The organism is Virgibacillus necropolis (genome assembly GCF_002224365.1).
Classification (GTDB): domain Bacteria; phylum Bacillota; class Bacilli; order Bacillales; family Amphibacillaceae; genus Virgibacillus_F; species Virgibacillus_F necropolis.
Genome location: NZ_CP022437.1, coordinates 1626810 through 1648396, shown reverse-complemented (window position 1 = coordinate 1648396; position 21587 = coordinate 1626810). Strand labels below are relative to the sequence as shown.

At 37.1% G+C, this 21587-nt stretch carries 25 protein-coding genes; 12 read left to right on the top strand and 13 right to left on the bottom strand.

What is annotated here, in order from left to right; translation table 11 throughout:
- Positions 1 to 35: 35 nt before the first annotated feature.
- On the bottom strand, positions 36 to 1094 hold the full coding sequence (locus CFK40_RS07670; RefSeq protein WP_089531751.1) for a M20/M25/M40 family metallo-hydrolase: 1059 nt from the start codon (positions 1092 to 1094) through the stop codon (positions 36 to 38).
- A gap of 157 nt (positions 1095 to 1251) precedes the next feature.
- Here CFK40_RS07670 and CFK40_RS07665 point away from each other — a divergent pair, with 157 nt between their 5' ends.
- Together CFK40_RS07665 and CFK40_RS07660 are read left to right on the top strand one after the other, a co-directional pair.
- Positions 1252 to 1800, top strand: coding sequence for a thioredoxin family protein (locus CFK40_RS07665; protein ID WP_089531750.1), 549 nt, complete (start codon positions 1252 to 1254; stop codon positions 1798 to 1800).
- A gap of 268 nt (positions 1801 to 2068) precedes the next feature.
- Entirely contained in the window at positions 2069 to 3073 is a 1005-nt protein-coding gene (locus tag CFK40_RS07660; RefSeq protein WP_089531749.1) for a potassium channel family protein, read from the top strand.
- Here CFK40_RS07660 and CFK40_RS07655 read toward each other — a convergent pair.
- Entirely contained in the window at positions 3053 to 3463 is a 411-nt protein-coding gene (locus CFK40_RS07655) for a YugN-like family protein (protein WP_089531748.1), read from the bottom strand. The two genes, CFK40_RS07660 and CFK40_RS07655, sit on opposite strands and share 21 nt — an antisense overlap.
- A 101-nt stretch (positions 3464 to 3564) precedes the next feature.
- On the opposite strand from CFK40_RS07655, the gene yugI reads away from it, so the two are divergent.
- From yugI to CFK40_RS07640, 3 genes are all read left to right on the top strand, one after another.
- Positions 3565 to 3954 (top strand): S1 domain-containing post-transcriptional regulator GSP13, encoded by a 390-nt coding sequence (gene yugI, locus CFK40_RS07650; RefSeq protein ID WP_089531747.1) that lies wholly within the window; start codon positions 3565 to 3567, stop codon positions 3952 to 3954.
- A 219-nt stretch (positions 3955 to 4173) separates the two neighbouring features.
- Positions 4174 to 5520 (top strand): glucose-6-phosphate isomerase, encoded by a 1347-nt coding sequence (locus CFK40_RS07645; RefSeq protein WP_089531746.1) that lies wholly within the window; start codon positions 4174 to 4176, stop codon positions 5518 to 5520.
- 243 nt (positions 5521 to 5763) lie between these two features.
- A complete protein-coding gene (locus CFK40_RS07640; RefSeq protein WP_089531745.1) occupies positions 5764 to 6933 on the top strand; it encodes a MalY/PatB family protein in 1170 nt (389 codons plus the stop codon).
- Between the two features lie 41 nt (positions 6934 to 6974).
- Here the strand turns inward: CFK40_RS07640 and CFK40_RS07635 are convergent, their stop codons facing one another.
- Both CFK40_RS07635 and CFK40_RS07630 read right to left on the bottom strand, forming a co-directional pair.
- Entirely contained in the window at positions 6975 to 7550 is a 576-nt protein-coding gene (locus CFK40_RS07635) for a superoxide dismutase family protein (RefSeq protein ID WP_168927222.1), read from the bottom strand.
- A 338-nt stretch (positions 7551 to 7888) separates the two neighbouring features.
- Entirely contained in the window at positions 7889 to 8104 is a 216-nt protein-coding gene (locus CFK40_RS07630) for a hypothetical protein (protein WP_089531744.1), read from the bottom strand.
- Between the two features lie 163 nt (positions 8105 to 8267).
- Here CFK40_RS07630 and CFK40_RS07625 point away from each other — a divergent pair, with 163 nt between their 5' ends.
- A complete protein-coding gene (locus tag CFK40_RS07625; RefSeq protein WP_089531743.1) occupies positions 8268 to 8645 on the top strand; it encodes a kinase-associated lipoprotein KapB in 378 nt (125 codons plus the stop codon).
- 37 nt (positions 8646 to 8682) lie between these two features.
- Here CFK40_RS07625 and CFK40_RS07620 read toward each other — a convergent pair whose 3' ends face one another.
- The 3 genes from CFK40_RS07620 to CFK40_RS07610 all read right to left on the bottom strand — a co-directional run bounded on the left by CFK40_RS07620 (position 8683) and on the right by CFK40_RS07610 (position 11009).
- Entirely contained in the window at positions 8683 to 9861 is a 1179-nt protein-coding gene (locus CFK40_RS07620; protein WP_089531742.1) for a cation:proton antiporter, read from the bottom strand.
- 6 nt (positions 9862 to 9867) lie between these two features.
- Complete coding sequence (locus tag CFK40_RS07615; RefSeq protein WP_227001896.1) at positions 9868 to 10365, bottom strand: cation:proton antiporter regulatory subunit; 498 nt, start codon at positions 10363 to 10365, stop codon at positions 9868 to 9870.
- Positions 10366 to 10745: 380 nt separating this feature from the next.
- Positions 10746 to 11009: a phosphocarrier protein HPr gene (locus tag CFK40_RS07610; protein WP_089531740.1), complete on the bottom strand. Its 264-nt coding sequence runs from the start codon at positions 11007 to 11009 to the stop codon at positions 10746 to 10748.
- A 209-nt stretch (positions 11010 to 11218) separates the two neighbouring features.
- Here CFK40_RS07610 and deoD point away from each other — a divergent pair, with 209 nt between their 5' ends.
- The 3 genes from deoD to CFK40_RS07595 all read left to right on the top strand — a co-directional run bounded on the left by deoD (position 11219) and on the right by CFK40_RS07595 (position 13465).
- Positions 11219 to 11926, top strand: a complete 708-nt coding sequence (deoD, locus tag CFK40_RS07605; protein WP_089531739.1) for a purine-nucleoside phosphorylase — start codon at positions 11219 to 11221, stop codon at positions 11924 to 11926.
- 118 nt (positions 11927 to 12044) lie between these two features.
- Positions 12045 to 12638 carry a biotin transporter BioY gene (locus CFK40_RS07600; protein WP_089531738.1) on the top strand — a complete coding sequence of 198 codons (594 nt, stop codon included), beginning with the start codon at positions 12045 to 12047 and terminating at the stop codon, positions 12636 to 12638.
- A 353-nt stretch (positions 12639 to 12991) separates the two neighbouring features.
- Positions 12992 to 13465, top strand: a complete 474-nt coding sequence (locus CFK40_RS07595) for a divergent PAP2 family protein (protein WP_089531737.1) — start codon at positions 12992 to 12994, stop codon at positions 13463 to 13465.
- Between the two features lie 90 nt (positions 13466 to 13555).
- Here CFK40_RS07595 and CFK40_RS07590 read toward each other — a convergent pair whose 3' ends face one another.
- The 3 genes from CFK40_RS07590 to CFK40_RS07580 form a co-directional block, all read right to left on the bottom strand.
- A complete protein-coding gene (locus CFK40_RS07590) occupies positions 13556 to 14245 on the bottom strand; it encodes a 3D domain-containing protein (protein ID WP_089531736.1) in 690 nt (229 codons plus the stop codon).
- Between the two features lie 219 nt (positions 14246 to 14464).
- Positions 14465 to 14776 carry a YuiB family protein gene (locus CFK40_RS07585; protein ID WP_089531735.1) on the bottom strand — a complete coding sequence of 104 codons (312 nt, stop codon included), beginning with the start codon at positions 14774 to 14776 and terminating at the stop codon, positions 14465 to 14467.
- A gap of 98 nt (positions 14777 to 14874) precedes the next feature.
- Positions 14875 to 16095: an NAD(P)/FAD-dependent oxidoreductase gene (locus CFK40_RS07580; protein ID WP_089534323.1), complete on the bottom strand. Its 1221-nt coding sequence runs from the start codon at positions 16093 to 16095 to the stop codon at positions 14875 to 14877.
- A gap of 316 nt (positions 16096 to 16411) precedes the next feature.
- On the opposite strand from CFK40_RS07580, the gene CFK40_RS07575 reads away from it, so the two are divergent.
- Both CFK40_RS07575 and CFK40_RS07570 read left to right on the top strand, forming a co-directional pair.
- Positions 16412 to 17395, top strand: a complete 984-nt coding sequence (locus CFK40_RS07575; protein ID WP_089531734.1) for an NAD(P)/FAD-dependent oxidoreductase — start codon at positions 16412 to 16414, stop codon at positions 17393 to 17395.
- A gap of 707 nt (positions 17396 to 18102) precedes the next feature.
- The gene (locus CFK40_RS07570; protein ID WP_161493844.1) at positions 18103 to 19089 is read left to right on the top strand and encodes a nuclease-related domain-containing protein; all 987 of its coding nucleotides are present in this window, start codon (positions 18103 to 18105) and stop codon (positions 19087 to 19089) included.
- A gap of 258 nt (positions 19090 to 19347) precedes the next feature.
- Here CFK40_RS07570 and CFK40_RS07565 read toward each other — a convergent pair whose 3' ends face one another.
- The 3 genes from CFK40_RS07565 to CFK40_RS07555 form a co-directional block, all read right to left on the bottom strand.
- On the bottom strand, positions 19348 to 19704 hold the full coding sequence (locus CFK40_RS07565; protein WP_089531732.1) for a HesB/IscA family protein: 357 nt from the start codon (positions 19702 to 19704) through the stop codon (positions 19348 to 19350).
- Positions 19705 to 20007: 303 nt separating this feature from the next.
- Positions 20008 to 20853 carry a diaminopimelate epimerase gene (gene dapF, locus CFK40_RS07560; RefSeq protein ID WP_405196587.1) on the bottom strand — a complete coding sequence of 282 codons (846 nt, stop codon included), beginning with the start codon at positions 20851 to 20853 and terminating at the stop codon, positions 20008 to 20010.
- A 14-nt stretch (positions 20854 to 20867) separates the two neighbouring features.
- Positions 20868 to 21197, bottom strand: coding sequence for a YuzD family protein (locus tag CFK40_RS07555; protein WP_089531730.1), 330 nt, complete (start codon positions 21195 to 21197; stop codon positions 20868 to 20870).
- Positions 21198 to 21350: 153 nt separating this feature from the next.
- On the opposite strand from CFK40_RS07555, the gene CFK40_RS07550 reads away from it, so the two are divergent.
- The gene (locus CFK40_RS07550; RefSeq protein ID WP_089531729.1) at positions 21351 to 21575 is read left to right on the top strand and encodes a NifU family protein; all 225 of its coding nucleotides are present in this window, start codon (positions 21351 to 21353) and stop codon (positions 21573 to 21575) included.
- Positions 21576 to 21587 lie beyond the last annotated feature (12 nt).

Genomic DNA, 21587 nt, shown 5'->3' with positions numbered 1-21587 from the left:
TTGTCAAATTATTTTTTGATATTTTATAATTCTTCTCAATCTTCTAATGGATTTAAACTTTCCTCGCCAGTTAAATTCGCGATCATTGCTACAAGTAACTCAATTTCTTCATCAATATCCTTTAAGCTAGCTGTTTCCACTGGTGAATGCATGTATCGTAATGGTAATGAAACAAGTGATACTGGTACACCGCGTCCCGTTAAACGCATCTTGTCAGCATCTGTACCTGTCATTCTTGGTGTTAATTCATATTGTACATCCATATCTAAGCTTTTAGCCGTTTTTTCAAGCAGTTTGTTGATTTTGATGTTTATCGGTGCACCTTTTGCAAGCACTGGACCACCATCTAAACGAACATCACCATGTTTATTTTTATCAACGGTTGGATAATCGGTTGCAAACGTAACGTCGCAAGCAATTGCCATCGTTGGTTCAATACCTGCAGCAGCAAAATAAGCCCCACCCATATTCGTTTCTTCGTTTACCGTACTTGCAGCATAAACTCCTACATTACAGCCTTGATCAGCCAATCTCTTTAGGACCTCTGCAACGATAAATGAACCTGTGCGGTTATCCAAACCACGGCCTGCTACATAACGATCCATTAATAGTTCTGGATCTGTTTTATATACAGCGAGATCCCCTATTTGCACGTATTTTTCCATTTCTTCTTTGGATGTACATCCACAATCAATAAATAAATCCTCAAGTCCGAATTCATTTTTAAGACCGCCGTGGTGCTGTGCATTCACACCGATAACACCAGTCACTGTTTTTTCATAGCCGAGGACTGTAACTTTCATTCCTACAGCTGCTTTTGGGTTAATCCCACCCATCTTATCAAAATGCAAGAATCCTTTTTCATCGACACGGTTAATGACTAACGCAATTTCATCACAATGCCCTGCAAGTAATACTTTAAAAGGTGCATCTGGGTTTAACACACCGATTGCGTTACCAGCATTATCCGTACGAATTTCGTCGGCAAAATCTTGAACATAGTTTATCCACTTTTTCTGAATTTGCATTTCATTACTTGATGGTGACGGAGTTTTTAATAATTCTAATAAAAAACCTCTGTTTGTCTGACCCATTAAAAATTCCTCCTACTAAATTCATTCTCCTATAAGTGCCTTTTTGAACTTCTCCTACAATCATAGCAAATTTCTTAGCAGGAAGCACTTTTGTTTACGAAACATATCAAATTGGGTAAACTTTGACAAAGACACGTATACAAAGGAGAGATAGATGATGACGTTAAACGAGTGGTATGAAAAAGGGATGTCACCTGATACATATATAGAATCAATGGAAAAACATAAAGAAAACCTATTACATATTTATGATCACTTCACAATTCCGAGTGACGAGGAGTTTTTCCAACATATAAGTAGTAAGCAACTTCGTGTATTGGTTTTGACAGAAGATTGGTGTGGAGATGCCATGTTAAATGTACCAATTTTACTTCGTATTGCTGAGCATACCAATATGGACGTGGCTTTATTTCCAAGAGACGCAAATCTGGAACTTATGGATCAATATCTTACGAATGGAAAATCAAGATCCATACCGATATTTGTTTTTATCGATGAAGCAGGTAATGAAGTTGCAAAATGGGGACCACGGGCAGATAAGATCCAGCAATTTCTTGACGACTCTCGTACAAATTTACCTGATAAGGATGCTGGTGACTACAAAGAAAAACTAAATGAAATGCTACTTTTCATGACCAAATCATTTCGTGATAATACCGATTTCTGGGATGAAGTGTATCAAAGCATTAAAAAAACAATACAATAACTTTGAACTTTAAGAAAAGCGCAAGCGCCTTGAAAGACACGACAAGCATAAGCAGAGCGGTGCAGTGTGGGTGCTTTGCTCGCACGGAAGCGAACTGCTTATGTCTCGAGTGTCTAGGCGCTGAAGCTAGACAGATAATCGCTAAAATTTTATACTTTCTTTGCTCTTAAAAAAGGCATCCAACTGGATGTCTTTTTTTATGTCTATTCGTCCATACTGTATGAAAGCATGAACACGTTAAAAAATAACTACTAATAAAGGTGAAATTATGCGTATTGAACTATTTAAACATATTTATTTTCGGTTACCAATTGTTTTACGACTATTAATTTCTGTATTTCTCCTTATGCTCTCGTTTGGTACTGTAATTCATTTTGTTGAGCCAAATGAGTTTCCAACTATTTTTGATGGTGTTTGGTGGGCGTTTGTAACCGGAGCAACAGTTGGCTATGGTGATTATGTACCGTTAACAGTTCCTGGAAAGGTTATAGGTATTCTGTTAATTTTATCTGGTGGAGGGCTAATCACTTTTTATATTACGACTGTATCAGCGGAAACCATTAAACACGAAAACAGTTTATCTAAAGGAAAAGTTGCATACAAAGGAAGCGATCACATTATTATAGTTGGCTGGAATGAGCGCACCAGACAACTAGTTGATATCATCATGTCTAAAGATAAACTTACTGAAATTGTGCTCATTGATTACAGCTTACAGCAGCTACCTTATCAACAAATACCTGTACACTTTATACATGGTGATGCTAGTGAAGATGAGACACTTTTAAAGGCAAACATAGACAAAGCCAAATCTGTTTTAATTACGGCAGATTCAACTAAAAAGGAAAAACTAGCTGATCATCACACTATTTTAACAACAGTAGCCATAAGAGGAAATAACAAATCGGTACCTTTAGTAACAGAAATCTTGTCGGATAAACAAATGGATAATGCATTACGAGCAGGTGCTACCTCTGTCGTTCAGCCAAATAACTTTTTAAGTAGTATGCTCTATCACGAGCTATTTTTTCCGAAAACGAATAACCCCGTTGAATTAGTAATAAATCTTTTGGAAAACCAACAGTTTATAAAACGTACACTTCCCGCAGATTTAGCGAATAAGAGTTACATGAGTGGAGTAATTCATTTCCTTGAAGGGCACCAGCTTTTACTTGTCGTAATTCGTAATGATAAATGGCGTATAAATCCATCACCAGACTTTTTATTAAAGTCAGGTGATGCTGTAATCACTTTATCTGCTTGGAATGAGTAACCCTTCCATCTTTTTCACCATGTCTTTTCCCATATTAATATATTCAGGTGGTAAATCAGCATCAGGGTTGGAAGGGGATTGGAATTGATTCACTGCACCGCTTAACGCACCACTTTCTGCTGTTTCATCATTTCCTTTTTGATATTGATGGGCTAGCAAAAATGGCTTGTCAACACGAACCGTAACTCCTGGGTAATCAAGTGAACCAGCTACAGCGTAAAATGGAATTCGTAAAAAATAATAAGTATCTTTATTATCAATTAAATAGTCAAAGTACCCACTATCGTAATCCCAACTAGAACCGATGACAAATCCTTCTGGTTTTAATAATTCTTCCAAGACGTATAAGGAGAAAATTGTATTTTCAATAGTAGACTCTATAGGAACCATTTCAATCTTCCTTCCAATTTTTTTTGCTTGAATCCGCAATTTGTGTTAAAATATTATATTGTGTGAAAAGAATCGAATTAAAGGCATAGGAGTTGTTCAGCATGACAGACAAGTTTGAAACTGGTCAAGTTATAGAAGGAAAAGTTACAGGAATTCAACCATACGGCGCATTTGTCGCTTTAGATGATGAAACACAAGGATTGGTTCATATCTCTGAGGTAACGCACGGTTATGTGAAAGATATTAATGATCACTTAACAGTCGGTGATGAAGTAAATGTTAAAGTATTAAACGTTGATTCTGAAAAAAATAAAGTGTCATTATCTATCCGCGCTACAGAAGAAGCACCAAAGAAACAAACAAAAGCACCTAGAAAACAACCTGTTCAACAACAGCAACAGGATAGTTCAGCTGGTTTTAACACGTTAAAAGATAAGCTGGAAGAATGGATTGAACAATCCGAAGAACGAGAAGAAACATACAAAAGTTAATTTAAATAAGAGGTCTCTTCACCAATTTACTCATTATGCAACTAGAATAATTTGGTAGAGTAAGCCTCTTTTTTTTGTCTACCTCTAGCGGTCTTCCAGCCATCATTTATCATTTCCTTGCTATTTTTTCCGCTTAATCAAAATATATGCATGCTCATTCTTGATTTCCTTTCGTTAGTTCGGGTAAAGTAAATGGAGTATTTAATTAGGAGGCACAGTATGACACACATTAATTTTTCTTATAAAAAAGCAATTCCTTTTCTAAATGAAAATGAACTAAACCAAATGAATGAATATGTATCTGTAGCCCATCATACATTACATAATAAATCTGGTGCAGGTAATGATTTTCTAGGTTGGTTAGACTTACCTAATACGTTTGATCAAGAAGAATTCAACCGAATAAAAGCAAGCGCTGAAAAAATTAAAAATGATTCAGATGTTTTGCTTGTAATTGGTATTGGCGGTTCCTACTTGGGATCTCGTGCAGCAATTGAAATGTTAAACCATTCTTTTTCCCATTTATTGAGCAAAAAAGAACGGAAGGCTCCTCAGATTATTTTTGTTGGCCATCATATTAGTTCAACGTACATGCAAGAGTTACTTGATGTTTTAGCGGATAAAGAAGTTTCTATAAATATTATTTCTAAAAGTGGAACAACAACAGAACCAGCGATTGCCTTCCGCATTTTCCGCGATTTTCTTGAGAAGAAATACGGAGAAAATGAAGCAAAAAAACGAATTTATGCAACTACCGATAAAGAAAAAGGCGCACTAAAAAAACTTGCATCTGAGGAAGGCTATGAAAGCTTTATTATTCCAGATGATGTCGGGGGGCGTTACTCGGTTTTAACAGCCGTCGGATTATTACCAATTGCTGCAAGTGGAATTTCCATTGATGACATGATGGAAGGTGCTAGACAGGCTACAGCGGATTTGGCCGAAGAAACCCTTGAAAAGAATCCTGCATATCAATATGCCGCTATACGTAACGTTCTGTATAACAAAGGAAAGACCATTGAAATGTTGGTCAATTATGAACCACAGCTTCAATATGTTGCTGAGTGGTGGAAGCAATTATTTGGCGAAAGTGAAGGAAAAGATCAAAAAGGAATTTTCCCTGCTTCAGCTAATTTCACGACCGATTTGCACTCATTAGGTCAATATATTCAAGATGGCAGACGCGATTTGTTTGAAACGGTTTTACATGTCAATTCATCTAAAAAAGAACTAACCGTAAAAGAAGACAAACAAAATTTAGATGGCTTAAATTATTTAACAGGGAAAACACTTCATGAAATAAATGATAAAGCATACCAGGGAACGATGATTGCGCACAATGACGGGAATGTTCCAAACTTAGTGATTGAATTACCAGCACTTGACGCGTACACATTTGGGTACATGGTTTACTTTTTTGAAAAAGCTTGTGCCATTAGTGGTTACTTATTAGGTGTTAATCCATTTGATCAACCAGGCGTTGAGGCTTACAAGAAAAATATGTTCGCTCTTTTAGGAAAACCTGGATTTGAGGATGCGAAAAAAGAATTAGAAAAACGAATCTAAAATTGTCAAAATGTGTTTAATTTTTTTCCCACAGGGTAATACTTATAATGTAAGACTTTCTCGTATTCCCCCTGTGAGCAAGGCGTATACCGCTTTGCTTTTTTTTACGTAAGTTTAAAAGAAAAAGAAAACGTCGTTATAAGAAAAAATTTGCCATTCACAAGTAAGTACAAGGCGAATGGTGAGTTTTTCTAATGTTCTTCTTCCAATAATTCGATATACTAAGTAAAGGGAGGTTTTCGTATGATAAATTTTACTGATGTGCACAATCGGAAGCAAACAAGATCCGTTAAATGGGACATTCTTCAAACCGTTTTTCAATCGGAAGAGGTACTGCCAATGTGGGTTGCAGATATGGATTTTCAAATACCAAGGCCTGTCATTGATGCATTAGTGGAACGTTCTAAGCACGGGATTTTCGGTTATACTATTCTTGATAACCATGTAAAGGATGCAATTGCTAATTGGCTAGAAAGACGCCATGACTGGTCAATAGACACGGATTGGCTCACGTTCAGCCCTGGTGTTGTCACAAGTATACATATGGCTGTTCAGGCCTTTACTGAACCGAAAGATAAAGTGCTAATTCAGACCCCAGTATATACACCCTTTTACAATGTAATTAAAAAGCATGACCGTGAAGTTGTGAAAAATCCGTTAATCTATAATGATAACTCGTATCAGATCGACTTCGAAGACTTTGAGGAAAAACTTAAAAGTGGTGTAAAAGCATTTATTTTATGTTCTCCACATAATCCAGTGGGAAGAGTTTGGCAACAGGAAGAATTAAGAAGAATGGCTGATCTTTGTTTAACCTATGATGTATTAATGATAAGCGATGAGATACACAGTGATTTAACTTTTCCTGGCAATAAGCATACGCCACTCGCATCTTTATCAGATGATATTAGTCAACAAACCATAACATTTATGTCACCATCAAAAACATTTAATTTAGCTGGTTTGCAGGCATCCTATATTATCACTACTGATGAGGAAAAACGGACAATCCTTACCGACCAGTTAGAAAGCCAAGGTCATCATATGCTTAACACCATGGGTAACGTTGCTTTAGAATCCGCATATTTACACGGAGACGAGTGGCTCGATGAATTACGAAATGTTCTACAAGACCATAAGAATTATGTTGCAGACATGTTTCATCAACATACCAATGAATTAAAAGTTATTGACTCAGAAGGAACCTATTTATTATGGATAGATTGTAGTGGACTTGATTTAGATGATAAATCCTTAAATAGCTTTATGATTGAAAAAGCAAAAGTAGGACTTAATACAGGGATTGAATACGGTGAGGAAGGTAAACAGTTTATGCGTATGAATATTGCCTGTCCTAGAGATACACTTGAAGATGGAGTTAAACGGATTATCGAAGCTGTCCATAGTAGATAAGAAAGTTGCTTATACTACAAATTGTAGTATAAGCAACTTTTCTATTTTTTCTTTTCTTCATTATTTTCAGTTGGATCTGGTGGAGATTCCTTGGAACCTTCTGCTTTCAGCTTAATTTCGCCACAAATTAATCGCTCTCCTGAATCGCCACTAGGTTGGCTAACTCCATCGTCCATATCACTATGAATGATGAGTGACTTACCTTGATCTTTAAATAGTGACTTCTTTCCTTCTAACATCGTTGCACCAGCTAGCATTAATTCAACATCTACTACCCCGCTCGAATCCGCTTCTACGTTTGGCAAATCCCCTAAGTGTGGCCCCTTAGGATGCATCGCACCATGGTCCTTGCCTTCAGGATTAAAGTGATTTCCTGCACTCTTAAAATCTGGCCCCTCACATTTTGGAAATTCATGAACATGAATCCCGTGTAATCCAGGTTTCAATCCTTCCACTTTCACCTTTACGGATACGCCTTCAGGTTGTTCTTTAAGCGTAGCAGTTCCAACCATATCACCAGATGGGTTATACATATCAACTTTTAATGAGGTTCGGCCATCATTCTGACATCCTACAAGAAAAATTAACACTACTACAATCATTACATTACGTAACATTCTTAGGTCCTCCAGTGATGTTTTTTTGAGGGCACTGAAAAAGTGGTGGATTTTAAAAATTTAACTTTTCACCTTAAATTAGCATCCTCGAATATACGGAGACTCCTGCGGGAAGTAAGAGATCGGCGAGACCCCGCAGGACGGCAGTCCGAGGAGGCTCGACACTCGCCCGCGGAAAGCGAAGTATATTCGAGGATGCGACGGTAGATCCACATATTTTGTACTATACTTAACTTTTTCAGTGGCCCCTGTTTTTTTACTAGTATCAACCAAAAAGAATCAAACTAAACTACAAAAAAACTACTATTCCTTATCAGGATGTAGTAGTTTTCCAACGTTCATTCACTTTTATTATTATCATTTTTGTTCGTAGTATCATTCGTTTGCTTGTTGCCATTGAGATTAAACTTTTCATTAATTCGCTTTTCTTCTCTCTTAGATTGTTTATTAAAAAAATATACCGTAATAGCTGCACCAATCATAAAAATGAGTAATGTTATCACTGCAGGAATATACTCCGACTTATCCTCTGGAAAATAAAGAAATTCCATCATAGGTACTCACGCCTTTCGACATAATTATATCAAATACACGGTTTCCCTTAAACCTAAAAGCTTTTTGTTCATAAAGGTGACATATTAGATACCATGTCTATTGAAGTTTGCCAAAATTAACGTAAAATAGGAAATGTACTCATTTTACTTGGAGGTTATATCAATGACTGACACACAAATTGGAAAAATCGTGCGGGCGCATTATAACTCGGGAATATATATTGGGGAAGTAATAGAGGATCGCGGCGACCGCTTTCTTATCAAAGTATTGGCTGTTCATAAACACCCAATGCAAGGTGATTTACATAACCCAGGCAAAGTGGAAGATGTATTTTTCCATGAACGAAAAGCGCTGGCCTATAATGAGAAAATGAATGTTGCCAAACCAGCAGTCCACCCCTTTGAAGGAGAACTCCCTTCCTATAAAACGTCACTAGAAAAATCAGTTAATAAACTGAAAGACAAGCTTGCCTACAAAGATACACCCTTTAATAAAAAGGCTCTAAAAACATTAGAAGAATTGGAGGAAAAGCATTATTAAGTGAAAGCAGCCAAATGTGGCTGCTTTTTTCGTATGATTAGACAGTTGGCACCTTTAAGTTTTTCTTTTTCTTAACAGGTTTACCATAAATTTTTATTGTAATTTTGTTAGCATAGCTGAACAGAAGCATACCAATAAACGCTGACAAGATAATGTAGATCCCACCAAATACTTTTATAGTACCTAACGCAACACTAGCCATAACCACTGAGAATTCTCCCCTTGCACAGAGCGATAGACCTGCACGTAGTGATACCCGTTTAGATAGTCCATATAGTTTTCCACCGATAATTCCAACGAGTACTTTGGCAATCACTGACCAAATAAGAAGTGTTACCAGTAGTAGTGGCATTGGTATACCGGAACCTATGTCAATTGTTGTTCCAAAATAAATAAAAAATGTAGGTAACAACAAGTCTTTAACTGGGGTTACGGTACTTTCAACACGCTCAATCTTACCAATTTCCGCAAGCATAACACCTGCAAGAAATGCACCTAGGACCTCTGAAAGTCCTAATAATAACGCTAAGCCACCAAACGAAACAGCTATGCCTACTAATAACGCAATTTTAAAGTCTTCATCATCAATTCGTAGTAAAAACTTTTCAAAGTGCTTAAACACTGTCTTACCGAGGATAATCGCAATAAGTCCAAGGCCTATGATTTTTCCTATCAATAGTAATAGATCACCGCTTGTAAACGCATCACCCGCACTAAGCGCTATTAAAACCGCAACAACAATTGGAGCGATTAAATCCTCAAATATAAGGATTGCCAAGACAAATTCGGTCTCAGCATTCGCCATCCTTCCCTTGTCATCCAGTAGTTTTGCTGTAATTGACGAACTCGTTGCATATGTAATTCCACCAATAAGAAACGCACTAAACCAATCTAATCCAAATCCGAAAGCAATGATCATCGAAACACCTAAGCTAAGTACCACATCAAGTATCCCTGAACTCCAAATCTTTTTTGCAATCGATCCTAAACGCTTTGTACTAAATTCTAATCCAAGTAAAAAGAATAACAATACAATCGCTACTTCACCTGAAAAATGTAATATTTCATTATGTGTTAATAATCCTGCTAAAACAACACCAAGTAGAATATATAAAATAACACTAGGAAATTTTGTTTTAAATCCGATAAAACCTAAAACGAAAATTCCGAGTAAAACAAGACCAGCACCTAACAGTATGGGAAATTCACTTAACAAGCCAACTTATTCCTCTCCCTGACATAGCTTTGATAGAGAAGATATCTGTTCCTCTTTACCAATAGACATCAGTACATCCCCAGGTTTTATTGTCGTATCAGATTCAGGGATAGCAACCATGTCTTCTCCATGAACAATTCCAATAATCGTTGCACCGGTTTTATTTCTAACATCAGATTCTTCAATCGTTTTATCAACAAGTGATGATTTTGCTTTCACCTTTATATAGTCCACAATGATTTGTCGCTTAAACATACGAATTTTTTCAATATCCACAGGTTGATAAGTAGCTCCAAGTAATTGAGCAGCTAATTCTCGGGTCTCCTCAGGAGTTAAGTCCATTGCAAAGTCTGCTTCTTCACTGTCACCATCATCAAAAAAATAAAGTTCTCTTTTACCAGTATGATGAACAATAATAACAAGCATATCATCCTCTGAAGTTTTCATTGTAATTTTCTGTCCAATCCCTGGTAACTGTGATACGGAAATATTCAAATCTTTCACCTCTACTTATGCGTATTTTTTAAGAACAAAAGCGCAAGCGCCCGGTTATTGCCATATGACCTGGACGGAACCGTATGAGATAAAAGGAACATGCCCCTGCAACAGGGGTATGCCGACGTTGGGCGGCAAGCCCGCAGTTAGTCGGCCTTCCTTTTGTAGGAATCGATGTTGACTTATCGTAAGGAGGAGCCGGAAGGGCACTAGGCAATGGGCGCTGGCCGATAAAAACGCCACGTCCTGTGGCTTTATCGGCACTAGTACGTCCTGTACGTCGGAGCTGGACGTGGCTAATAATAAACCTAGCTTATCCACAGTGTTCCAAATTATTATTCCTAAGCAACAAACAAAAAGCTAGAGTTAATTAGCTCTAGCTTTTTCGTTTATTCGCCTAAATGTTCTTTAATAACTTCAGCGACACCAGCTAATGCTTCTTCTTCGTCGCCGCCAGTAGCCGTAACTTTGACCTCTGCACCCTTAGGTACACCTAAAGACATAACACCCATGATTGATTTCAGATTAACTGTTTTACCATTATAAGTAACCTCAACCTCTGATTCAAATTGTCCTGCTTTATTAACCAACAACGTTGCAGGACGTGCATGTACACCAGTATCCGCAGTAATTGTAAATGTTTGTTCTTTCATTTCATCTCATCCTTTCCCTAATAACATGGTGATTATTTAAATTTACATTCTATATGTAAAAAGTAAACTACGTATATTATATACAACTTTAGAGTCGATTGAAAACAAAAACAGTAAAGATGGCGTATTTAAGGTAAATTTGTTTTTTACAAACCGTTATGATAACGTTATTTTGTAAATTATAAAAGTTTTATATAGGAGGAACACAAATGAGTGTACATATAGGTGCTAATAAAAATGATGTAGCGGACAAAATATTATTACCGGGAGACCCTTTACGAGCAAAATATATTGCAGAAACATTCTTGGAGGATGTAACACAGTATAATGAGGTTCGCGGTATGTATGGTTTTACTGGAACATATAAAGGTGAACGTATATCCGTTCAGGGGACAGGAATGGGCGTTCCATCCATTTCTATCTACGTGAATGAATTAATTCAAAGCTATGATGTTCAAAAGCTAATTCGTGTCGGTACATGTGGTGCGATTCAAAAGGATGTAAAGGTACGGGATGTGATTCTAGCACAAGGTGCAACAACAGACTCTCAAATCAATCGTATGGTATTTGATGGTATCGATTATGCGCCACTTGCTGACTTTGATTTATTGAAAAAAGCCTACGATGTTGGAACAGAAAAAGGAATGAATCTACGAGTAGGAAACGTATTCACAAGTGATACATTCTATCGTGATAATGCAAAGAAATTAAACGAATTACTAGCAAACTATAAAGTGTTAGCAATCGAAATGGAATCATCTGCATTATACACACTTGCTGCGAAATATGGTCGTCAAGCTTTGTCTGTTCTGACGGTTTCTGATCATATTTTAACAGGTGAAGAAACCTCCTCAGAAGAACGTCAAACTACATTTAATGAAATGATGATTGTTGCATTGGAAGCCGCCATTAAATAAATACTGAACTGGCCGGTGGATTTTATAATCTACCGGATTTTTATTGTAAACTAAATAAAAATATAGTTGACAATCTTCCCTTCCCTGGTTACTATAATGAGGAGAGGTGGAAAAATCGATGAAACAATTACGTACAATAGATTTAACATTTGGTGCAGTATTTGTGTGTTTGATGGCTATTGGTGCCAATATCGCAGTTTGGTTCCCAATGCTGGCAGTTCCTATTGGTGGGGCATCAGTACCATTATCTTTACAAACATTTTTTGCTATTCTGGCAGGATTAATGCTCGGCAAAAAACTTGGGTCTATTTCAATGATTACATATATTCTCGTCGGCGTGGCCGGTGTACCTGTATTTGCAAATATGAGTGCAGGACCAATGGCTATTGTTAGTCCTACAGGTGGCTTTATTATTTCGTTTGTTTTCATAGCGTTTTTCGTTGGCTGGATTTCAGAGATTACTAAAAAACCTTCTGTTCCTATATACACAATCGCCTCAATTGTTGGTCTGGTATTAAATTATACAATTGGTGTATCGTACATGTATCTTGCAATGAATACATGGTTAGCACTAGATATCTCTTATACAATTGCCTGGGTTAGTATGATTCCTTTTATTGTAAAAGATACGGCACTTGCATGTTTAGCATCAGTTTTCATGGTAACATTAGCAAAACGTGTCCCAATGAGATGGACATCTGTAAGAACATAAGTTAACCTTCTTTGGATCATTCCACATCTGTGGGTGATCCTTTTTTTAATTATAGTGCGTGTTCAAAAAATCGGCAAATTAGAAACAAGAAGTTCAAGGCGCGAAGAATTTGAGGACCGGAACGTATGCTTTTAATACGTGAAGACCGGAAAAACTTCGCAACGAAGAAATTCGCCGTTTATCATTTGGTGATTTTTTGAACATCCTCTTATATTAGTTGCTAGTTAATCCATGAATTTTATCATTTCCTATGATAAAATAAAACTTATATAAACATGGAGTACATATGCTTCTCAATAAATAATATTCACTATTGCATCATGTAAAAGTACAGAAAGGATGGCCATCCATTCATGGACTTGTTTTTAAATTTTCCTTTATGGGCTGCATTAACAGCGATAGTTTTTGCCCAAGTTATTAAAATTCCAATACGATTTATTATTACGAGAGAATTTAAGCCAGGTCTTGCTTTTAGTACTGGTGGAATGCCGAGCAGTCATTCTGCCGCTGTGACTGCACTTTCAACTGGAGTAGGTATTGTTGATGGTGTCTCATCAACAACTTTTGCTGTAGCATGCGTCTTTAGCATCATCATTATGTTTGATGCATCAGGGGTACGGAGACAAGCTGGCGAACAAGCGGTGCTTTTAAATCAATTAATGAAAGATTTCAATCATTTTGTTGAAGGCGCAAAGGACTGGAACAAAAAAGAAGAATTTGAAAAGCGAAAAGAATTAAAAGAATTACTTGGCCATCAGCCGATCGAAGTGTTTTTTGGTGGCGCTTCAGGAATTGGCATCGCATTTTTATTACATCTCTTATACTAAGAAAAAGCGGAAGCGCCTTTATATTGGCGCCTCCGCTTTTCTATTGTCTAGTTCTGCGTCTGCTTCTGACTAGTCGCCTTCGCTTTTCTTTTAACTCTTGATAATTTGATCTCGGAAAACTTGCAGTGCTTCGTTATTATTTAGTTCTTTTAATTCTTCCTCGGTTAAAGATCCGTCACCCATTTCAACAATATAAACCTCTACTTCTTTTTTACCCCAATGCTCGTATACATCCGCAACAGTGTGATAATAAAGATCAATTTTATGGCCATTGATGGCACTACCTTTATCCGCGACTACCCCAAAACCATAATCAGGGATCCACATTATAGTTCCAATCGGATACACATCTAAATCTGCTGCAATAGTAGAATATAAATCTCTTTTAACCTGCACACCAGAAAAAGTAATACCGTACCTTGGATGATCAGGTGTTTTCCCTGTTGATTCGATACCCGCAGTATATCCAGTTGCAAGTAACGTTGTACTAGGATATTGTTCAAAATTCATTGTTTCTTCAATTGTTTCTGGTCCGTCAATTTCTTCACTGGAAATATAACTTTGTTTTTCCTTCTCAAGATTCAACGTTTTCTTTTCTAAAGCTATGTCTCTCTGTTTAAAAGAATTGCTATCAACAGAAGCGACTTCCTGAGACTTTTGTTTTGCCCATACCTGGACGTCCTCTAAATTAACATTTGAAATGGATGAAAATGTAGCATAAATTGCGCCAAAGAATAATAGAACCATTGCACTTTTCCGTAAAAATTTTCTTGTTTTCATTGATAACACCTCACTGGATGTCATCATTTCCAATCTATTTGAATTTTATTCACTTTTCTATTAAAAGTGCGTGTTCAAAAAGTCGGCAAATTAGAAACGAGAAGTTCAAGGTGCGAAGATTTTGAGGACCAGAACGTATGCTTTTAATACGTAAGGACCGGAAAAAATTCGCAACGAAGAAATTCGCCGTTTATCATTTGATGACTTTTTGAACATCCTCTAAAACATTTGATACCCGCTTTTCCTTAAAAGCTTAATAACAATTCCTGAAACGATTGTGCCAATAAATCCAGAACTTAAAATAATTATATCAACTGGAGTAATTTCCATAAGTTTAGTAAATGCTATAGAAAACGAGCCAGTCAAATCTGTAAAATAGGCCACTGTTGATAAATCATCGACTATTATTAATACGATAAATGGGTATAAACATGCCATTAACCAAGTTCGACGCAGTAGCATATTTAGTATAAATGCTAGTCCAAAAAATATTACTAAAAATAATAAGATAGACATAATAAGTTGAACCACTGATGTATCCTCCCCTGCACAATCTTTATCTATTTAACATTTTATAGTAAAACGTTAAAAAAGCAAAGGCAGCAACTTTGCCTTTGCTCAGTATTATTTTAATAAAAAATATTGAATTTTCCTTTTTTAAATAATAGTCCAGGTCCGCCTAACTTAAGTAAATAACGATTATCAATAACCTTTTTCATTACAGTAGCTTTAAAACCGAATAATTTACGATCATTCAAGACTACACCAATTGCATCATCATGACCAAGCGAAGCTACTGTACCCAATATTTTTGGTTCAAAGCTCTCTACTTCTCCGCTTCCAGTGGCCATTGCCTTCACATTATGCGAAACAGCTTCTGCCATTTGAATGGCAATTTGTGCGGTTGGTGGGAATGGGCGCCCACTTTCTTCGTTCATGATAAGTGCGCAATCACCTACTACGAAGACATCATCGTAATCTGGGGCACGCATATCGTTACGTACTTCAATTTTTCCACGATTGGTTTCAAAACCTGATGCCTCAATGATAGAGTTAGCACGAACTCCAGCTGCCCAAACAGTCGTCTTTGTTGGAATTTCTTCAAGCTTGCCATCTTTTTCAATGACAATACCATCTGGCTTGCATTCTTTTAGTAATGCACCAGTCTTAAATTCAATTCCCCTTGCCTCAAGCGAATTCATCGCATATTCCACAAGATCGGGATCAAACCCTGGCAAAACAGTATGTGCGCCTTCCACATTAATGATGCGAACTTTATTTTTATCAATATCAAACTCTTTACATAACTCAGGAATACGATTGGCAAGCTCTCCCAGAAACTCAATTCCTGTAAAACCTCCACCTCCAACGACGATAGTTAAACGAGCGTCGTTTGGATCCTTTTCATTATTATACATCGCAAAGTTGTATTCAATATGTTCTCTTATTAGCCGTGCACTATTTATACTACCTATCGTGAAAGCATGTTCATCAAGCCCTGGAATTCCAAATGTTGCAGCTTCAAAACCTAAAGCAATTACTAAATAATCATAGTAAATTTCACCATTCTTCAGCTTAACTTTTTTCTCATCTGGTTTAATAGAAACTACTGTATCTTTGACAAAGTTAACCTTATTCATGTTAATTACTTCTTTTATCTCAATACGGGTACGATCATGGTGCAATGTTCCCGCAGCATTTTCATGTAACCATGTAGCTTGGTAATGGTAGTCATGCTTGTTTACCAGTGTAATATTTGCTTCATTTATCCCTAGAGATTTCTGTAAGTTTACAGTCGCAATCATTCCACCATATCCTGCACCTAAAACAACAATACTTGGCTTCTTCATTTCTCTAATCACTTCCATCTATATAGTTTCTTCCATTTTTGTAACTTACGTATGTGACATATTTCACGTATTAGTGCATAAAAAAAGACCCGAATGATTTATGTATTTGTAACACAACCGTAATATAATATCTAAAAACAATCTTAGCTGTTTTAATCCTTACTTTCAACCCTTATTTTTATGTTATAAAATTTAATCTTTTCGTATTTTTATCGTTTATATTTTTGCTTGCATCGTAAATACACAATCTGTACCTGTTTGTGATATTATAGGCATAATGAAAAAAATGATTTAGTTAAAAATGGGGGAATTTACCATGACAGATAAACTTTACGATGTAACAATAATTGGAGCAGGACCAGTTGGATTATTCACCGCATTTTATGGTGGTATGAGACAAGCAAGTGTCAAAATAATAGAAAGTTTACCACATACTGGTGGACAACTAACTGCCCTCTATCCAGAAAAATATATATATGATATTGCTGGCTTTCCGAAAGTACGTGCTCAAGAGCTCGTTGATAATCTCGAGGAACAAGCAAACATGTTTGATCCTACTATTGTATTAGAACAAGCAATTGAAAAAGTTGAACGGATGGAAGATAACACATTTAAGTTAACTTCAGATAAAGAGGTTCATTACTCAAAGACCATTATTATTACAGCTGGGAATGGCGCATTTCAGCCTCGTCGTCTCAATGTTGGTGAATGCGATCAATTTGAAGGAATAAACCTTCATTATCATGTTAAGGAAATGAACCATTATAAGGATCAAAATGTTGTCCTATTAGGTGGAGGAGATTCTGCAGTGGACTGGGCGCTTATGCTAGAACCAATTGCCAAAAGCGTAACACTCGTTCACCGGCGGGACAAGTTCAGAGCACACGAACATAGTGTAGAAAAGTTAATGTCTTCAAATGTTAATGTAATTACACCATTTTCTCCAACTGATATCGTTGGAAAAGATCGGATTGAACAACTGATTCTACAGGAAGTTAAGGGTGATAAAGAAATTGTCTTAGATGTCGATTCCTTATTATGTAACTATGGCTTTGTTTCATCGCTAGGTCCAATTAAAGAATGGGACTTAGAAATTGATAAGAACAGCATAGTAGTTAATTCTAAAATGGAAACAAACATCCCAGGCATTTATGCCGCTGGTGACATTTGTACGTACCCTGGAAAAGTTAACTTAATTGCCACTGGATTCGGCGAAGGCCCAACCGCCATTAACAATGCCAAATCCTACATCGATCCAAAAGCACGATTGCAACCAAAACATTCAACTAGTATGTTTTAATAATAAAGATTAAGCCCGTGCAATTTTTTGTTGCACGGGCTTTTTTAGCGGTCTTGAGGGCTGCTCTGGATTGGGATCGTATTTCTATGCTCACAGACTGTATTTTGACGGATGGACCGTATTTTGTGTGTGACGGACTGTATTTCACCTTTGACGGATCGTATTTCTACGCTCACGGACTATATTTTGCCGGATGGATCGTATTTTGTGTGTGATGGACTGTATTTCACTTATGACGGATCGTATTTCTATGCTCACGGACTATATTTTGCCGGATGGATCGTATTTTGTGTGTGATGGACTGTATTTCACTTATGACGGATCGTATTTCTATGCTCACGGACTGTATTCTGCGGGTTGGACCGTATTTTGTGTGCGACGGACTGTATTTTACCTTTGACGGATCGTATTTCTCTACTCACGGACTGTATTCTGTGGGTTGGACCGTATTTTGTGTGCGACGGACTGTATTTTACCTCTGACGGATCGTATTTCTTTGCTCACGGACTATATTTTGCCGTATGGACCGTATTTTGTGTGTGACGGACTGTATTTCACATCTGACGGACGTATTTCTATGCTCACGGATTGTATTTCATCTAATTCAGTAAAAGTTTCCCGTATATCTGACAATTTATTTAAAAAAAGCAGGGTTTCTTGTTAATTTGTTGAATTATATATAGTAACAAACGAATGAGGTGACTATATTGATAGGAAAAGAACGAGAAACTCCATTAATTGTTTTAAAACTGGAAGCATTGTTGCGACGCATTCCGACAAACCATCCGCAAAGATTAAAAATAGAAGAGAGTCTTCGCAGATATCAGGCTGGTTACTGGGGCGAACAATCTCTAGATTACCACTTTAATTTTTTAAAAGATGATGATTATATTTTCTTTCATGGATTGCGGTTACCGTGGATAAATAAACTATTTTTTCAAATTGACTCCCTTTTGTTAACTTCTACCTGTATTATTCTTCTTGAGATTAAAAATATGGTAGGCACAATATACTTTGATATTCCATTCCAGCAAATGATTCGAACCTTGGATGGGAAAGAAACGTCCTTCCCTTGCCCAATCGTACAAAGTAATCGACATGTTGTTCAGCTAACTGAATGGCTTAGAAAAAACCGCTTCCCAAACATTCCAATTCTTAATTACGTCGTGTTTAGTAATTCTTCCGTGATTTTGAAAACTGATCCAATCCACAAGCATGTTTTTGAAAAGGTATTAACTGCTGCAAACCTCCCGAATAAATTAAACGCCGTCCGCCCTAGTTATCCCAACATAATTTTAAATAAACATAAAATTGATCAACTAAATAACCAATTCATACAACAGCATGTTTCACAAGACCCCGATGTTATAGAAAAGTATGGGCTGGAAAAATCTGAATTACTAACTGGAATAACGTGTAGCAAGTGTAACAAGTTAACCATAATTCGTAAAAACCGAAACTGGTTATGCCCGATATGTAAGTCTACATTTACTGATAGCCACATTCAGCTACTCATCGATTATCTGCTACTAATTTCACCAACCATAACGAATAAGCAATTTAGATATTTCTCCAACCTTGAATCTCCGTCGATTACAACAAAATTATTTCAAGGCATGAATTTCCAATCAACAGGTACGTATAAAAATCGACAATACCAGTTATCACTTGATCAAATCCAGCACCATTTATAGGCTAGGACAGTATATATTTATCTTGGATCGTATTTCTTTGTTTACGGACTGTATTTTGTTTGTGACTGACTGTATTTTACCTCTGGCGGATTGTATTTCGTTGCTCACAGACTGTATTTACCATAGGTCAGACAGTAAACCACGCTTGTTAGACAGTGAGCAACCTTTTCCGAGGATCCAGGGCGACATCGCCTCTGGACCCTCAACAAAAAAAGCCAGAACGCCATTAATGGCATTCTAGCTTTCTTCTCTACTAAATTAACATTTTTCCGGTGCGCCTTCGCGATCTTTTGCCTTAAAGGATGATCCACAGCCACACGAAACAATTGCGTTCGGATTATCGATTGAGAATCCTCCGCCCATCATGTTTTGTTTAAAATCAATTTTTGTTCCTTCTATAATCGGGATATCCTGCTTGAAAATAACTACAGGAACTCCATTTATCTCATCTATCATATCTAATTCTTCATTAATCTCATAATCAAAGCCTAAAGAATAGGATAAGCCGCTACAGCCGCCACCTTTTATACCAAAGCGTAAACGGACATCTTCTGATTCTTCTTGCATCATTTCCCTAATTTGATCCACCGCAGTTTCTGTAAGTGTAACAACCATTTTATGCCCCTCCTTTTATCATAAGTATACAAACTGTGTCATCACTATTCAACTAATTGCTATATGGGGATATTCAAAAGGTCACCAAATATAAATGGCGAATCTCCTCGTTACTCGGTTTTTCCGGTCCTCAAAACTCTCGTGCCTCGACCTTTACGTACGGGACGTGCTAATGTCGACATTGCAACAGGATAAGGAAAGCTCCCCTGAAAAAACATCGCACGAAGAAAATTGTTTTTTATTTTCGAGGACGTTGCGCTCTTTGTCGACCTTATTTCTGATTCGGCGACTTTTGAACGTACACTATATATAGAGTATTCCATCAGCGATAATTTCCGCTTCGCCTGTCATCCAAACGTTTCCCTGACCATCCCATTTTATTAGAAGATCTCCACCACTAAGGTGAACATGAATATCTGTTTCCTTTTGCATATGTCCATTTAATATAGCTGCAACAACTGCGGCACAGGCACCTGTTCCGCAGGCCTCCGTAATACCAGAACCACGCTCCCACACACGATAATTCATTTCAGTAGGAGAGAGCACTTCTACAAATCCAGCATTTACCCGGTCTGGAAAACGCGTATCATTTTCAATAGATGGCCCTAGCTCAGTGATTAATGCCTCTTTTATGTTATCGACAAAAAATAAGGCGTGCGGGTTTCCCATTGACACAGCAGTTAACTCCAATTCAACGTCTGCAACTGAAAACGGTTCAGCAATCACATGATCTTTTGCCGGACCAATCATAGGGATCAGTGCCCGCTCAAGTCTTGGCTCTCCCATATTAATTGACACAACACCATCATCAATCAAAACTTCTGCATGAACTAACCCTGATTTTGCTTCAATTTGAAACTTCACGTTATCGACCAATCCTCGTTCGTACGCATACCTTGCCACACAACGAAGACCGTTTCCACAGTTCCATCCTTCAGAACCATCTTTATTAAAGATACGCATTCCTACCGCGCCCGTTTCACTTGGGTGAATTAAAATCAGCCCATCTGATCCGATACCAGTATAAACATCAGATGCTTTCCTCGCAATAACTGGAAACATATCTTCTTCATATTCCGTCTTAAAAAGATCCAGATAAATATAATTATTTCCAAGTCCATGCATTTTTGTGAATGGAATTTTCATGATATAGCCCCATTTCGTTAGGATTGCAAAGGAACCTCATGTTTATCCAATGCTTGGTAGATAGTTTTTAAGCGGGGAATCCCCTCTGCGACCATTTCTTCATTTACAAATATAATTGGGTAAAATAAATCCTCAGCAAAAATTCGTTCAACAAATTCAGCATGTTTTTCTTTCGTTTGCGATTCATTGATATTGATATAGGTGTAGTCAACATCGCCATCTATATACTTTCTTCCTACCGCCGCTTGAAGCCACTCATACGTATCTTTTGAACCTGGTGCACCTACACAACTTGCACATATTTGTTCCGCGCCATAGACGGTTATTACCACTTTTTCATTCCCCATGACAAAGCCCTCCATAATTATAGTTACTTTTATTTTACAAAATCTTTCATTAAAGATAAAATAAAAGCATCTACAAATGAAGAAATGTTTTTTAACAATAGATTTTTTTCGCCATTCATCTTATAATGGTACATAGAAAGGGGTAGATGGATAATGCAAGAACAAGTGCAAGAAGTCTTAAATAAATTACGCCCATTTTTACTACGTGACGGTGGAGATGTGGAGTTAATAGATGTTGATGAGAATGGCATTGTGCTTCTCCGTCTCATGGGTGCATGTGGGAACTGTCCTAGTTCTACCATCACGTTAAAAGCTGGAATCGAACGTGCGTTAATCGCTGAAGTTCCTGGAGTTAGAGAAATCGAACAAGTATTTTAATATCACATAGAT